We start from the raw sequence: 14561 nt of genomic DNA on the forward strand, positions 1-14561 counted from the left end.
CCACTTGCGCCACTTCCGTTTCAGCGGATCCGGCATGGCGCTTCTTGTCGGTGGGGCGCGGTAGCATTCGAACATGCATTCGATGGACCATCGCGATGAGGTCGAGCAGGCCATCGATGCGCTGCGCGCGGCGGTGTCGTCTTTCCAGGGGCATTCGTACGAGGGGCTGACCACTCCGGAGCGGTTGCGGCTCTTGGAGATACTTGAATGCGAAACACGCAAACTCCAGACTTCCAGCCATCAGCTGATCAATCAGATTGCTGAGCAGTCGGATTCGGTCGAGTTGGGCGGCAAGTTGTCCTGGGCGTTGGCCGACCGGCTGCACATCACGCGTGCGGAGGCTGCTCGCCGCATCGCCGAGGCCGCCGATCTGGGGCCACGTCGCGCCCTTTCGGGTGAGCCGCTGGCGCCGGTGTTGCCCGCCACCGCGGCGGCGCAGCGGGCCGGGGCGATCGGGGCCGAACACGTGGCGGTGATCCGGCGGTTTTTCCATCAGCTGCCTGAGTCGGTCGACATCGAGACGTGTGAGCACGCCGAGCGGCATCTGGCGGTCAAGGCCGCCGAATTTCGGCCCGACCAATTCGCCAAACTGGCCCGGCGCCTGATGGATTGCCTCAACCCCGATGGCAGCTACACCGATGGGGACCGGGCGCGGGTGCGCGGGCTGGTGCTGGGTACTCAGCAGGCCGACGGTATGTCGCGCCTGAGTGGGTGGTTGACGCCGGAGGCACGTGCCGGCTGGGAGGCGGTGCTGGCCAAGTTGGCCGCCCCCGGCATGTGCAACCCCGACGACGAGCAGCCAGTCGTCGACGGCGCCCCCTCCGAAGGCGCGGTGCAACGCGATACCCGCAGCGCCGCCCAACGCAACCATGACGGCCTCAATGCCGCGCTACGCGCGATACTGGCCAGCGGAAACCTTGGCCAGCACAACGGATTACCGGCATCGATCATCGTCACCACAACGCTCGACGACCTCGAACGCACCACCGGCAAGGGCCTCACCGGGGGCGGCACCCTGCTACCGATGTCGGATGTGATCCGGCTGGCCCGCCACGCCCATCAATATCTGGCGATCTTCGACAAGGGCAAAGCGCTGGCGCTGTATCACACCAAGCGCCTGGCCTCGCCGGGACAGCGAATTGTCTTGTACGCCAAGGACCGTGGATGTTCGCATCCGGGTTGCGAGGTGTCGGGCTACTACTGCGAGGTCCACCACATCACCAGTTATGCCACGCGACCCAGCACCGACATCGACGAACTGACCTTCGCGTGCGGTGGTCATCACCCACTGGCCGAGAAGGGCTGGACCACCCGAAAACGCGTCGACGGCGACACCGAATGGATCCCGCCGCCACACCTGGACCGCGGCCAGCCGCGGGTGAACACGTTTCATCACCCCGAGAAACTGCTGCGCGACGAAGACGACGAAGGCAACGAAGGCAACGAAGGCGAGGACGACGACGCGGCGTAAGGCTTCTGACGAAGCACGGGCAGGGCCGACTGCGACTATTGCTGCGGCGGAGGCGGAGGGATTGGCGCCGGCACCGTCCGGCGAGGGCGAGGGCGAATTTGGCCGCAGTTCAAGCCAATTATGCAGTCCGAGCCGCTTGCTTGGGGTTGGGCGGCATCGGCACAGCAAACGCCGTCCGGCGATGCGGGCGTTGGGGCCGCAATCGGCGCAGGGGCGGCAATCGGCATCGGGGCCGCAATCGGTGCAGGAGCAGCATTGGTGCGCGGCATACCTGCACCGCCGACACCGCCGAGCGCCAGTGCAAGCACGCCAGCACCTATGCACGCTGCGGCTCTGCTCGTTCGATTCGCCATGGCACCGTTCCTATTTTTCCCGGCTGAATGTAGAGAGCCAGAGCGCGGCGTTATGCCGCGGTGGCGCATCCTGGGTAGCTCTTTCCGGCCCGACATTCGACCACCTCCACAGTCCCGCGAACTCGATCAGCGAACGCCCTCGGCCTGCCACCAGTCGTACAGGGCGGCTTGGGTACTCTCCGGGGCGATGCCCTGCTCAGCAACGGCTAGCATCCGCGAGGGGATGTCTGTCCAGACCAGATAGACGCCGTCATCTGGGCCAGCGCTGACGAACACCACCGACCCGTAGTGGCCGCCGCGATCCCATTGGGTCGGACCCTTGGTGCCATCCGGGAACGGTTGCGCCGGAGTCTGCGGGTCCTCCGCGAGGCTGCGCTGGAAGTCGGCATTCAGATCGTCGGCGTTGGCGTACAGCAGGTAATCCGCGTTCCAGGGGCCGCCGGGATCGTGACAGTAGTTGTCGCAGTTGACCGCGGCCACAGCCAGGGCTGAGTGCGCGCCTGCGGGATGGCAGTCGGCTGGGGTGTAGCCGCCCGAGAGGTGGCTCATCAGCGTTTGCACGTCTGCCGGATTGTTGGCGGGAGTGGCGGGATCTGCCGTGGCCGTCGTGGCTAACCCAGTGGCGGTCAGACCGGTCAAGGCGGTAACCACGCCCGCGTGGGCCAGTCGGGAACGCAGGCGGGCCATGGTGCCTCCTTTGCTGGGCAAAGAGCTACGGCGGTGAGTTTAACTCTTAGTCACGCGCGCCGCGCTTTAAGAAAGCAGCGCAGCGCGTCGCCGCGGCTGTCGACGGCAACGGCGATGACCCCCGATTAACCGGCTTGCTTGGCCGGCGGCCGGTAGAAGATGGCCAATTGGCCGATCGCCCCGGCCAGGCCAAGCCCCGCTGAGATCACCAGGCCCTGCCAGCCGTCCATCCAGTTCTTGCCGAAGATCACCCAGTCCAGGCTGTACTTGCCGGCACCCAGCGTGGCGACCGCGACGGCGCTGACCGCCAGCACCAGGTTGTATTCCCAGCCTTCTTTGACGATGAAGAAGCCGTTGGCGCGATGCACCGTCCAGGCCGCGACCAGCATCAGTGAGACGAAGCCCGCCGCCGGGATCGGCGTCAGCAATCCGACGGCCAGACCCAAACCGGCGGCCATTTCCGTGGTCGCCGCCACGGTGGCGTGGAACTTACCGGGCTTCATGCCGATGCTTTCGAACCACCGCGCGGTGCCCGGGATGCGGCCACCGCCGAAGAACTTGTTGTAGCCATGCGCGGCCAACGTCACGCCCAACACCAGCCGCAGGATCAGCAACCCGACGTCGTGAAACGTGTCATAGGGAGTCATATCTGTAAACCTAGATCATGGCCCCGGTGGCACGACAGCAGCGGCCGAACAGCGGCCGAACAGCGGCCGAACAGCTACGTCGCCTAATCGCCTGGTCCGTGTGGGAACATAGCGGGCGTTCCGACGTTGGCCCGATGAGTAGCGACACCATAAAGGGGGTGCACCACGGCTCGTACCGCACGAGGCGGCGCCCACCAGAGCGCATCAAGCGCGCCGAAGGCCCCGCCTATCGAGCACTCCGTGGTGTTGCTGGACGGCAGATCGAGCCACCCGCGGGAACTGCTGGGCAACAAGGGTCACGGCGTCGAGGTGATGCGCCGGTCTGACCTGCCGGTGCCGCCGGCCTTCTGCATCACCACCGCGGTGGGCCTGCGGTACCTCGCCGATCCCACCGCGACGATGAACGCGATATGGGACGACGTACTCGACCGGATGCGCTGGCTGGAGGCACAGACTTCGCGCACATTCGGGCACGGCCCGCATCCGCTATTGGTCAGCGTGCGTTCCGGAGCCACCCAGTCCATGCCCGGGATGATGGACACCATCCTCGACCTCGGCATCAACGATGCCGTCGAGGAGGCGCTGGCGGCGACCGGCGGCCAAGCTTTCGCCCGCGACACTCGGCGGCGTTTCTCGGACATGTATCGGCGCATCGTGGGCGTCGGCGAACTTCGGGCGGTGCCGTCCGACCCGTACGCACAGTTGCGGGCCGGCATCCAGGCGGTGTTCGCCTCGTGGAATTCACCCCGCGCGGTTGCCTATCGCGCTCACTACGGAATTGACGATCAGCACGGCACCGCCGTGGTTGTGCAGGCGATGGTGTTCGGCAACCATGGCACTAATTCCGGTGCCGGAGCATTCTTTTCCCGCAATCCGATAACCGGTGACAACGAACCGTTCGGCGAATGGCTGCCCGGCGGCCAAGGCGACGACGTGGTATCGGGTTCGGTCGACGTCGAACCGATCACCGCGCTGCGTGACGAGCAGCCCGCCGTCTACGACGAGCTGATTACCGCCGCCCGCAACCTGGAGCGGCTCGACTCCGACATACAGGAAATCGAGTTCACCGTCGAGGACGGCAAGCTGTGGTTGTTGCAGACTCGGTCCGCGGAGCGCTCGGCGCAGGCGGCGGTGCGCTTGGCGCTGCAGCTCCGGCACGAGGGGCTTATCGATGATGCGGAAGTTCTGCGGCGGGTGACGCCGGCGCACGTCCAGACCCTGCTGCGACCCGCGTTGCAGCCGGAAATACGTTTGGCGGCACCGCTTTTGGCGAAAGGTCTGCCGGCCTGCCCGGGTGTGGCGTCGGGAACGGCGTACACCGACGTCGACGAGGCACTGCGCGCCGCCGAGCGCGGCGAGCGGGTGATCCTGGTGCGTGATCACACCCGGCCCGAAGACGTGTCAGGCATGCTGGCCGCGCAGGGCATCGTCACCGAGGTCGGCGGTGCCTCCAGCCATGCGGCCGTGGTCAGCCGCGAACTGGGACGGGTGGCCGTGGTGGGCTGCGGTCAGGGCGTCGTGGCGTCGCTGGCCGGCAAGCGCATCACCGTGGACGGCGCCGAAGGCGAAGTGCGCGAAGGTGATTTGAGGTTGTCCGCGTGGTCGGAAGACGACACGCCGGAGCTTCGCGAACTCGCCGAGATCGCACGGCGGGTCAGCCCACTGCGTGCTCACGCCGCAGGCGACCACGTCCGGCTGGACGACACCTCCGAGGCCGCGGTGCGCGCCGCCCTGGACAGCGGCAACAGCGACGTGGTGTCGGCCACGCCGTTGATCGTGATGCTGACCGCGCTACGGCTGGCGTCGGAGTGTGGGTTGTGACCGAATTGGCGGTGCTACAAGGGGTTCGGCTCAAGGGCAGGGTGAACCGCGCGGACCTGGCCGCGACGCTGGGAGAAGACCCCGACGCTGTCGCCATCCTTGTCGAGCGGCTGACCGCGGCGGGCCTGCTGGCCGAGGGCGCGACGTTGCAGATCACCCGCAGCGGCAGCGACCGGCTCGCGACGTTGCTCGCCGAGGAGCGCGCGGGCATCGATCCGGCCGCAATGGCCGGCGCGTACGACGACTTTCGCGCCGTCAACGCCGACTTCAAACGCCTGGTGACGGATTGGCAGCTCAAGGGCGGCCCGGAGGGATCGCCCAACACGCACGACGACGCCGAATACGACGCCGCCGTGTTGGCCCGCCTCGATGACGTGCACGCACGAGTGATACCGATCATCCGAAGCGCCGCGGCGCAGCTGCCGAGGCTGAATGCCTACGCGACGAAACTGGCTGCGGCACTGGACAAAGTGAAGGCGGGCGAGACCGCGTGGCTGACCCGGCCGCTGATCGACTCCTACCACACGGTTTGGTTCGAGCTGCATGAAGAGCTGATCGTCGTCGTCGGTCTGACCCGCGAAGAGGCGGCCCGAGCCGGCGACGCGCAGTAGCTAGAGCGCCGCGTCGAGCAGCCCCAGGTAGGCGTCGACGTCGGGCACCGCTGAGGCTGCCGCGTGCACGCTGATCGCGATGGTGTCGCCGATGCCGTGCACGCCGTGCGTCAGCCCCATCATCGGCGACAGCGCCGGGTATCCCGACGTCAGCACTACCCGGGCACCGCCAAAGCTCAGATCGGCCGCTCCGCGGTTGACGCTGGACACCACGGTGTTACCGGACACTTGCGTCGCTCGCTGTTCGGCATCGAATTGCGCTATGCCCCAACGCAGCAGCCCGGCCGGCACCGCCGCGAACGCCCGGTCGGCAGCCCGGGTGGCCGGGTGGTCGAAGCGGCGCCGCCCGTTGGCCAGGTCGGCCGCGATCCGCTTGGCGCGAGCATCGGGTTCCAGCTTGGGGTAGAGCCCCACCACGATGTTGCCGAAATGGTTGTGCGCTTGCGGTCTACCGGGTTTGGCCATCGGGACTTCGGCGCCCAACGAATCAGATTGCTCACCGAGCAGATTGAACAGGGCCCGGGATACCGCACTCAGCGCGGCGACGGTGACCGTGGGACCGGGTATCTGCGAACGATGGCGCACCAAGGTACGTACCGCGCGAACGCCTTCGGGGCGCGCATTCGTCGGCAGCAATGGCCGTGATCCGGCCCCGGGGCCGAGCTGGCCCGCGTCGATGTCGCGCATCAACTGGCGATGGGCGCGCGCCGCCTGCGCGGCTCGCCACGGCAGAAAGCCCGGCCGTGCGGGCGGGACCTCGGGCACGGGATCGGCCCGGCCGAACAACCAGGCCGCCATTGCCGCGGAGCGAGCGCCGTCGGCCAGCGCGTGCGCGACCTGCAAAACCGCGACCGCCCCCGGGCCGCTGACGCCCGGAATACCGTGCACCGGGCTGAACACGTGCAGCCGCCAGGCCATCCGGCGAATGTCCAGTTGGTCATCGGCAAGGCCGGCGACACCAGCCAGGACACCGTCCCAGCGGTCGGCGACTTCGTGGCGGACCACCTGCTCGGGCGTGACCGCTACCGGCACCCACTGCGGGTAGCGCCACCGACCCCGGTCCAGAACTCGCATCCGCAGCGCCGGGTCGGCGTTGGCCCGCCGGCAGAGTTCCTCAACGGCACGCGGGTAATCGGCCGGCTCACCGTCGAACGCGTAGAGCAAGAACTCGTCGCTCGGAATCTTGGCCGACATCCAGTAGAACTGCGCATCGACGGCCGCCATCCGGTGCCCCGACACAATCTGAGCCATGATGTCAGCCGGGCGATCCGATGAACCCGAGCACCAGGTCGGCCACTTTGTCGGGCTGTTCGAGCTGCAGGAAATGGCCCGCGTGTTCGACGATGCCGACCTCGCTGCCCGCGGGCAGCACCTTCTCCGCCCAGCGCGCGAAAGCCGGTGTCATGCAACCGTCGTCGCGTCCGTGTAGGTACAGGCACGGCAGCACCGGTTCTTCGGTCCACAGCTGGTTCAATACGGCATACTGCGCCAACGGCCGGGTGTTGCGAATGGTGGCGCGGTACGGTCCCAGCGCCGCACGCCAGCTGTCCGGCGCGCCGATAGCGGCGTCGACATGGCGCAGATCCTCTTCGGCGCGATAGCCCGGCGACCAACGCCGCCACAACAACGGCAACACCCAGGAAGCCGAACGCTCAGGCAGCCAAGGCAATTGGAAGTACATGATGTACCAGCTGCGCAACACCTGACGCACCAGATAGGCGGCCAGCCGGCACCGTTCGGCCGCGCCACCACCGGGCCGGCGGAACGCCGCCGACGGAGGCACCGACATGATCACCGCCTTGGCGAATGGACTGTCGGGCATGGCGGCCAGGCCGGTGCCGGCGAGCGCGCCCCAGTCGTGGCCGATGATCACGTCGTCGTCGGTGCCGCCCGCGGCGGAGCGGACCCGCAGGGCGTCGTCCATCAGCGCGCCCACCTGATAGCTGTTGTCGACCGGGATCGACGAAGGCGCGTACCCGCGCATGAAAGGCGCCACCACCCGCCATCCCGCATCGGCGAGCCGGGGCGCGATCTTGCGCCAGCCGTAGGGGGTGTCCGGGAAGCCGTGCAGACACAACGCGATGGGACCGTCTTTCGACCCCCAGGTGAGGGCCTTCAGGTTTCCCGCAGGGCCGGTCACGTCGATCCAACCAGGTTCAGCCATGTTCACTCCCTGCTCAACGCCTCCGCAGGGATCAACCTAACCTGTGCGGCCTCACGACGCACCGACCCTAGCCGGCAGAGCACCAAATCATTGCTATACCAGCACTTTTCACCATTACAGCGCGGCGGCTCGATCCAGCTCGGCAATGATGATCTTGCGCATGCCATACATCGCCTTGGTGGCCGCTGCCGCACGCGCGCGGTCGGGATCGCCGATCAATTCGTAGAGCCGGTCCGGCACGATTTGCCAGCTCAGCCCGAAACGGTCCTTGAGCCAGCCGCATTGAGACTCCTCGCCACCGTCGGTCAACCGGTCCCAGTAGTAGTCGACCTCGTCCTGGTCCTTGCAGTGGATGGTGAACGAGACCGCTTCGGTGAACCGGAAGTGCGGACCGCCGTTGATCCCGATGAACCGACTGCCGTCCAGCACGAAGCTGCCCGACAGGACGGTGCCAGGCTCCCCCGGTCCGGCGTCGGTGGTCCGGTTGAACCCTTCGATGTGGGAGTTGGGGAACACCGAGGTGTAGAACCTGGCTGCCTCCTCCAGGTTGTCGTCGAACCACAACGACGGGGTGATCGATGGCATGTTCGCGGCCTCCTTGATGGATCGTTGGTTTCTGCCCTTGATAGACCCCGTCGCCGACGAAAACTCACCGCGTTGTCCACCCGCCGGACAGTGCTTAACCGGCCTATGTAACGTCAGATCGCATGAATACCGTCAGCAGCAGTCCCGAGACGGTGGAGTTTGCCGGTGTCGGCGGGATCACCCTGGTCGCCGATGAGTGGAACCGCGACTCCGGCGGCGCCGGGCGGCCGAGCATCCTGATGCTGCACGGCGGCGGTCAAAACCGGTTTTCCTGGAAAAACACCGGTCAAACACTGGCCGATGAGGGTCTGCACGTCGTGGCGCTGGATTCGCGGGGACACGGCGACAGCGCACGCTCCCCCGACGCCGACTACGAGATCGAAACGCTGACCGCCGACGTCATGCGGGTGCTGGACGCGATCGGCCGGCCGGTGACCATCATTGGGGCCAGCATGGGAGGGCTGACCGGCATCCTCGCCGCTCACCGGGCCGGCCCCGCCAAAGTGACCCGGTTGGTGCTCGTCGACGTCGTCCCCCGATTCGAAAAGGGCGGCAGCGCCCGTATCCGCGACTTCATGTTCAGCGGCCTCGACGGCTTCGACTCGCTGGAGCAGGCCGCCGACGCCGTTGCCGCCTACCTGCCCTACCGGAGCAAGCCGCGCAGTCCCGAGGGGCTGAAGAAGAATCTGCGCCTGCGCGATGGCCGCTGGTACTGGCACTGGGATCCGGCGTTCATGACCAAGCCCGGCGACGATCCCGAACTGCGCACCGAGAGCTTCGAGCAGGCCGCCAAGAACCTGAGAATCCCGGTCTTGCTGATTCGCGGCAAGCTGTCCGACGTGGTCAGCCCCGAAGGCGTTCGGCACTTCCTGGCCACCGTGCCGCGTGCCGAGTTCGTCGAGCTGTCCAACGCGGGGCACACCGCTGCCGGCGACGACAACGACGCGTTCAGCGACGCGGTGGTGGCGTTCGTCAATCGCCGCTAGTTCGCCGGCGGCGACCCCCTTCGCCCGGCTGCGCCGCGCTCGCGATCGCCGCTAGTTCGCCGGCTTCTCCGCGTGCCCGCCGAATTGCTTGCGCATCGCCGAGAGCGCCTTATTGGCGAAGTCGTCCAGTGAACGCGAGGCGAAGCGAGACTGCAGCGCGGTGGTCAGCACCGGCGAGGGGACGCCCTCGTCGATCGCCGCGATGGCGGTCCACCGGCCCTCCCCGGAGTCGGAAACCCGTCCGGAGAATTCCTTGAGGTCGGGCGAATCGTGCAACGCGGTCGCGGTCAGGTCCAGCAACCAAGAGCCGATGACGCTGCCGCGCCGCCACAGCTCGGCGACCTCCGGAATGTCGAAGTCGTACTGGTAGAACTCGGGGTGCTCCAGCGGCGCGGTTTCGGCGTCACCCTCCTGCACGTGCTTGCCGATGTCCGCATTGCGCAGGATGTTCAGCCCCTCGGCGAGCGAGGCCATCATGCCGTACTCGATGCCGTTGTGCACCATCTTGACGAAGTGCCCCGCACCGGCCCGCCCGCAGTGGAGATAGCCCTGCTCCGACCGAGCGACCTCCCCATCGCGACCCGGCGTGCGGGCCGCAGCGTCGACGCCCGGCGCGACAGTGGCGAAGATCGGCTCGGCGTGCAGGAATGCCTCGTCGTCGCCGCCGATCATCAGGCAGTAGCCGCGTTCCCGGCCCCACACGCCGCCGCTCGTACCGCAGTCGAGTAGGTGAATGCCCTTCTCCGACAACGTTTTCGCATGGCGAATGTCGTCGCGGTAGTAGGAGTTGCCACCGTCGATGACGATGTCACCCGAATCCAGCGTCTTGGCCAGTTCCTCGATGACACCAGTCGTGATGGTGCCGGCCGGCACCATGACCCAGACGACCCGCGGCGCCGTCAGCTTATCGGCGAGCTCCTGCAGCGAGCCCACCCCGGTGGTCCTCTCCTCCCCTGCCATCGCCTTGACCGCGTCGGGGTTGTGGTCATAGACCACGCATTCATGTCCGCCCTTGGCGACGCGACGGACGATGTTCGCGCCCATTCGGCCTAGGCCGATCATCCCAAGCTGCATCGTGTCTGAGTCTCCTTACTGTTCGGTGGACGTGCTGCGCGGCAGCCACGGCTGGTGCCAACTGTGGTGGCCACGCAACAGCGCCTGTGCTGCCTCGGGTCCCCACGAGCCCTGTTCGTAATGGTGAATGCGGCCCGGTTTGTCCAGCACCGGCTGCACAATTCGCCATGTCTCCTCGATGGCGTCTTCGCGGGCGAACAACTGGCGATCTCCGTTGAAGGCGGCGTAGAGCAACCGTTCGTAGGGCCGGACCGGCTCGCCGAGATCCTCGGCGAAGGACGAGTCCAGGTGGACGTCGTGCCACGAATCGCCGGCTTGGGCGGACAACTGCAGCCGCATCCCCGGGTCGGGGTCGATGCGCAGCACGATCTGATTGCACTCGGGCGGCCGGCGGTTGGGCAGGAAGGAAAAGCCCGGAACGTGGTGCAGGAACATCCGGACCTCAGTGACCTTCTCCGGCAGCGCTTTTCCGGCGCGCAGGAAGATCGGCACCCCGGCCCAGCGCCAGTTGTCGATCTCGGTTCTCAACGCGATGTAGGTCTCGGTGGTGGAATCCTTTGCCACGCCTGCGACGTCGGTATAGCCGCGGTACTGGCCGCGGACGCAACGCTCCGGATCCAGCGCCGGCATCGCCCGGAAAACCTCGGCCTTCTTGTCGTTCAAGTCGTCGGCGCCGGCGCCGACCGGCGGCTCCATGGCGACCAGCGCGAGCACCTGCAGCAGGTGGTTTTGCACGACATCGCGCAGCGTGCCCACCGCGTCGTAGAACTTGCCGCGGTCCTCGATGCCGAAGTCCTCAGCCATGGTGATGTGGATCTCGGAGATGCTGTCGCGGTCCCACAGCTTGGCGAGCCCCTGGTTGGCGAACCGCAGGTATTGCAGTTCTTCGACGGGTTGTTTGCCCAAAAAGTGGTCCACGCGCAGGATTTGGTCCTCGTCGAGCACCGCGCGCAGCCGCTTGTTGAGGTCGCGGGCCGAGTCCAGGTCGTGGCCGAACGGCTTCTCCACCGCCACCCGCGCCTGCTCCAGCAGGTCGGCTTTGGCGAGGTTCTCCACGATCGGCGCGAATAAAGCCGGCGGCATTTCCAGGTAGTAGAGCGGATGGGAATTCGCGGGGATCTGCTTGGCGAGCTGCTTGTAGAGGTCGTCATCGGTGACGTCGCCGTGCAGGTAGGACAGCCGGTCGGCCAGCCGGTCGAACACGGCCTCGTCGAACTTCTCCCCCGACGCCTTGATGGCGTCCCGCGCCCGATCCTTCAGCTGCTCGATGGTGATGTCGTCACTGGCAATAGCCACGATCGGGTGGTTCAGCATGTCGCGACGCTCGAGGCGGTACAACGCCCGAAATGTCATTTTGCGCGCCAAATCACCGGTGATTCCGAAGATCACCAGCAGGTCAGATGGGTTACTGTCGTCCTCGCCCAACACCGCTCCCCTCGAAAGTCACCTGATCGGCTCCTTTGAGATCACTACCCGCGGCCGGCGGACTCAACACTAGACACTGCCGATGGGGCCGACAACCTGGGTGGACCGCAGCCTTGAAAGGATAACCGGCATGCCGGACGCGCTACACATCACGATCTACGCCCTGGCCGGGATCGCCGCGATCGAAGGCGTCGGGCTAATCGTGCTGTGGCGGTTGCTGGTGCGCAGCCAGCAGGAGCTCGAGGAGCTGCGCCAGCGGACCGACGCCCGCACTCAGCTGCTGTCGGGTGGCCGCGAGGCCGTCAAACGGGTGTGGAACACCGCCAACCTGATGCGAAAGGAAGGCTTCGGCGCCGCGGTGCGCAGCAGCATCGAGGACCTCGCGGACTGGGCCGAAGTCGAGCGACCCGACCTGGCCCGCGTCACGCCGGACGGTCGGGTGGTGATCTTGTTCTCCGACATCGAGGAGTCCACCGCGCTCAACGAGCGGATCGGCGACCGGGCATGGGTCAAGCTGATCAGCTCGCACGACAAGCTGGTCTCAGATCTGGTGCAGCGAAGGTCCGGTCATGTGGTGAAGAGCCAGGGCGACGGATTCATGATCGCCTTCGCTCGGGCCGACCAAGCTGTCCTGTGCGGCATCGACTTGCAGCAGTCATTGCGCAGGGACGCAAAACGCAAGCGACACGACGAGATTCGGGTTCGGATCGGCATTCACATGGGACGTTCGGTACGCCGCGGTGATGATCTGTTCGGCCGCAACGTCGCAATGGCGGCACGAGTCGCCGGCCAGGCGATCGGTGGTGAGATTCTGGTGAGTCAGCCAGTGCGAGACGCGCTTTCCGATTCCGAGGACATCCGATTCGATGGCGGACGCGATGCGGAACTGAAGGGCTTTTCGGGCAGCTATCGCTTGTTCGCCGTTCAGGCTCCGGCCGAGTCCGATTCGGACTGAACGCCTTCCCCATTGGTTTCCGCCAGCCGCTGGTGCAGGCGATCGCGGACCTCGTCGGCGGTGTATGCGCGTCGTTGGCGTTGGTCACGAGCCACCAGCACGCCCCCGGCGACGACGCCCGCGGCACCGGCCAATCCCAGCCACTTCCACACACTGCGCATGACACCAGGGTATGCGCAACCGGGTCGTTGAGCCCCGATTGTGATTGACTTGTGTGCCCGCAACGTACGACAACACATCGCGCGTGACGTACCGCGGGGTTGATAGTGGTGACGACCAGTGGTGAAAACTGCAGCGGCGAACGGGCTTACACGACAATGCTCACCTTGAATCAAGCGCTCGAAGAGACCCGCACCGGGGACCTGTGGCTGTTTCGTGGTGGGTCGGGACCGGATCGCGCCATCCAGACGCTGACCAACAGCCCGGTGAACCACGTCGGAATGACGGTGGCCATCGACGACTTGCCGCCGCTGATCTGGCACGCCGAACTGGGCGACAAGCTCGCCGACCTGTGGACCGGAACGAATCATCGTGGCGTGCAACTCAACGACCTTGCGCAATCGGTGTTGCAGTGGTCGCAGCGCTACCACCAACGGTGCTGGCTACGTCAGCTGACTCCACCGGCTACCCGGGAGCAAGAGAACAAGCTGCTGCGGGTGATCGCCCGGATGGACGGCACCGCGTTTCCCACCACCATGCGCCTGACCGGCCGGTGGCTACGCGGCCGACTGCCGAATGCCTACGACTGGGTGCGGGGAGTTCCGTTCGTGGACAAGAAGGTTCGCGAATCGACAAAGCGGCAAAAGGAGCAACAGCGGCTCGGGCTGGAGGCGGCCTACTGCGCGGAAACGGTGGCGATCACCTATGAGGAGATGGGGTTGCTCAGCACGGTGAAGTACTCCAACTATTTCGACCCCGGCAACTTTTGGAGCGGTGACAAGCTTCCGCTCGCACCGGGCTACGCACTGGGCGACGAGATCGAGATTGCGGTCGGCTAGTCGAGAATCACTCGACCGCCATCTCACCCATCTCCGACCAGCCCGCCGCGTCGATGGTCTGGTTGATGATCTTGGGCGTTGACTTCAGCGCCTGCGGGAGCTCTTGCATCGCCCGCTTGAAGTGATCACTGTTGACGTGAACACCGCCCGCCTCGTCGTCGCGGAACGCCTCCACCAAGACGTACTCCGCCGGGTTGTCCAGGCTGCGTGACCACTCGAACCACAGATTGCCTTCTTCGGCCCGAGTCGCCGCGGTGAACGATGCGACGAGATCGGGCCAGCGGTCGGTCCACTCGGGCTTGGTCTCGAACTTGACGACGATGAAGATCATTGCGGCCCCGTTCGCTACTCGGAGTTACACCCGCCAATCGCCGCGGGCAGCGCCAGCCTATCCGGCCGCCGGCGAAGCGCGGCGGCCGGAGTGGCGGGAGGGTGGACGAAATTTTCCTTCGGTAATGGTTACAGCAAAGAGTGCTCATGCGTCACAAGTGACACATGAGCGCACTCATGCCGCAATGCAAGGAATCGGTCGTTCGTGGTGTAGCTCACAAATCAGCCAGCCTCGGCCGCATTTCACTTTCCGGCGCAGTGACCGTATTGCCGATTCCAAAGCCCAGAAAGAGCCATTCCATTAAATGGAGAATCTTGCGTCGTATTCGTTATTAATTCGCAATTCCCGCGTGGCCGGATAAAGCTGAATCAGGGAGCCGGCGCCGGTACTGGTGATCGCGGGCCTCGCCATTGCCGAAGGGGTCAAAGCTTGGCGCGGTCGCGATTGCTCGTT

At 66.1% G+C, this 14561-nt stretch carries 15 protein-coding genes; 6 read left to right on the forward strand and 9 right to left on the reverse strand.

Going from position 1 to position 14561, the window contains the following annotated elements; translation table 11 throughout:
- Positions 1 to 73: 73 nt before the first annotated feature.
- Positions 74 to 1471: an HNH endonuclease signature motif containing protein gene (locus A5625_RS18265; protein WP_066996939.1), complete on the forward strand. Its 1398-nt coding sequence runs from the start codon at positions 74 to 76 to the stop codon at positions 1469 to 1471.
- A gap of 479 nt (positions 1472 to 1950) precedes the next feature.
- On the opposite strand, the gene A5625_RS18270 is transcribed toward A5625_RS18265, so the two are convergent.
- A complete protein-coding gene (locus A5625_RS18270; RefSeq protein WP_066996942.1) occupies positions 1951 to 2511 on the reverse strand; it encodes a hypothetical protein in 561 nt (186 codons plus the stop codon).
- 125 nt (positions 2512 to 2636) lie between these two features.
- Positions 2637 to 3158: a DoxX family protein gene (locus A5625_RS18275; RefSeq protein WP_066996945.1), complete on the reverse strand. Its 522-nt coding sequence runs from the start codon at positions 3156 to 3158 to the stop codon at positions 2637 to 2639.
- A 228-nt stretch (positions 3159 to 3386) separates the two neighbouring features.
- On the opposite strand from A5625_RS18275, the gene A5625_RS18280 reads away from it, so the two are divergent.
- On the forward strand, positions 3387 to 4979 hold the full coding sequence (locus tag A5625_RS18280; RefSeq protein WP_232003748.1) for a pyruvate, phosphate dikinase: 1593 nt from the start codon (positions 3387 to 3389) through the stop codon (positions 4977 to 4979).
- Positions 4976 to 5590, forward strand: coding sequence for a hypothetical protein (locus A5625_RS18285; protein ID WP_066996977.1), 615 nt, complete (start codon positions 4976 to 4978; stop codon positions 5588 to 5590). Before A5625_RS18280 ends, A5625_RS18285 begins: the two co-directional genes overlap by 4 nt.
- Here the strand turns inward: A5625_RS18285 and A5625_RS18290 are convergent, their stop codons facing one another.
- The 3 genes from A5625_RS18290 to A5625_RS18300 all read right to left on the reverse strand — a co-directional run bounded on the left by A5625_RS18290 (position 5591) and on the right by A5625_RS18300 (position 8339).
- Positions 5591 to 6829 (reverse strand): wax ester/triacylglycerol synthase domain-containing protein, encoded by a 1239-nt coding sequence (locus A5625_RS18290; RefSeq protein ID WP_232003749.1) that lies wholly within the window; start codon positions 6827 to 6829, stop codon positions 5591 to 5593.
- A gap of 16 nt (positions 6830 to 6845) precedes the next feature.
- A complete protein-coding gene (locus tag A5625_RS18295) occupies positions 6846 to 7754 on the reverse strand; it encodes an alpha/beta fold hydrolase (protein WP_066996951.1) in 909 nt (302 codons plus the stop codon).
- A gap of 114 nt (positions 7755 to 7868) precedes the next feature.
- Positions 7869 to 8339, reverse strand: a complete 471-nt coding sequence (locus tag A5625_RS18300; RefSeq protein ID WP_066996953.1) for a VOC family protein — start codon at positions 8337 to 8339, stop codon at positions 7869 to 7871.
- 122 nt (positions 8340 to 8461) lie between these two features.
- On the opposite strand from A5625_RS18300, the gene A5625_RS18305 reads away from it, so the two are divergent.
- Positions 8462 to 9325, forward strand: coding sequence for an alpha/beta fold hydrolase (locus A5625_RS18305; protein WP_066996956.1), 864 nt, complete (start codon positions 8462 to 8464; stop codon positions 9323 to 9325).
- Between the two features lie 51 nt (positions 9326 to 9376).
- Here A5625_RS18305 and gnd read toward each other — a convergent pair whose 3' ends face one another.
- Both gnd and A5625_RS18315 read right to left on the reverse strand, forming a co-directional pair.
- Positions 9377 to 10399, reverse strand: a complete 1023-nt coding sequence (gene gnd / locus A5625_RS18310; protein ID WP_066996959.1) for a phosphogluconate dehydrogenase (NAD(+)-dependent, decarboxylating) — start codon at positions 10397 to 10399, stop codon at positions 9377 to 9379.
- Between the two features lie 15 nt (positions 10400 to 10414).
- On the reverse strand, positions 10415 to 11824 hold the full coding sequence (locus tag A5625_RS18315) for a glucose-6-phosphate dehydrogenase (protein WP_066996983.1): 1410 nt from the start codon (positions 11822 to 11824) through the stop codon (positions 10415 to 10417).
- 121 nt (positions 11825 to 11945) lie between these two features.
- On the opposite strand from A5625_RS18315, the gene A5625_RS18320 reads away from it, so the two are divergent.
- Entirely contained in the window at positions 11946 to 12779 is an 834-nt protein-coding gene (locus A5625_RS18320) for an adenylate/guanylate cyclase domain-containing protein (protein WP_066996989.1), read from the forward strand.
- Here the strand turns inward: A5625_RS18320 and A5625_RS18325 are convergent.
- A complete protein-coding gene (locus tag A5625_RS18325) occupies positions 12749 to 12940 on the reverse strand; it encodes a hypothetical protein (RefSeq protein WP_066996963.1) in 192 nt (63 codons plus the stop codon). The two genes, A5625_RS18320 and A5625_RS18325, sit on opposite strands and share 31 nt — an antisense overlap.
- Positions 12941 to 13096: 156 nt before the next feature.
- Here A5625_RS18325 and A5625_RS18330 point away from each other — a divergent pair, with 156 nt between their 5' ends.
- Positions 13097 to 13777 (forward strand): guanylate cyclase, encoded by a 681-nt coding sequence (locus tag A5625_RS18330; protein ID WP_066996986.1) that lies wholly within the window; start codon positions 13097 to 13099, stop codon positions 13775 to 13777.
- A gap of 7 nt (positions 13778 to 13784) precedes the next feature.
- On the opposite strand, the gene A5625_RS18335 is transcribed toward A5625_RS18330, so the two are convergent.
- On the reverse strand, positions 13785 to 14108 hold the full coding sequence (locus A5625_RS18335; protein WP_066996966.1) for a putative quinol monooxygenase: 324 nt from the start codon (positions 14106 to 14108) through the stop codon (positions 13785 to 13787).
- Positions 14109 to 14561: the final 453 nt, after the last annotated feature.

This window comes from Mycobacterium sp. 1465703.0, assembly GCF_001672975.1.
Classification (GTDB): domain Bacteria; phylum Actinomycetota; class Actinomycetes; order Mycobacteriales; family Mycobacteriaceae; genus Mycobacterium.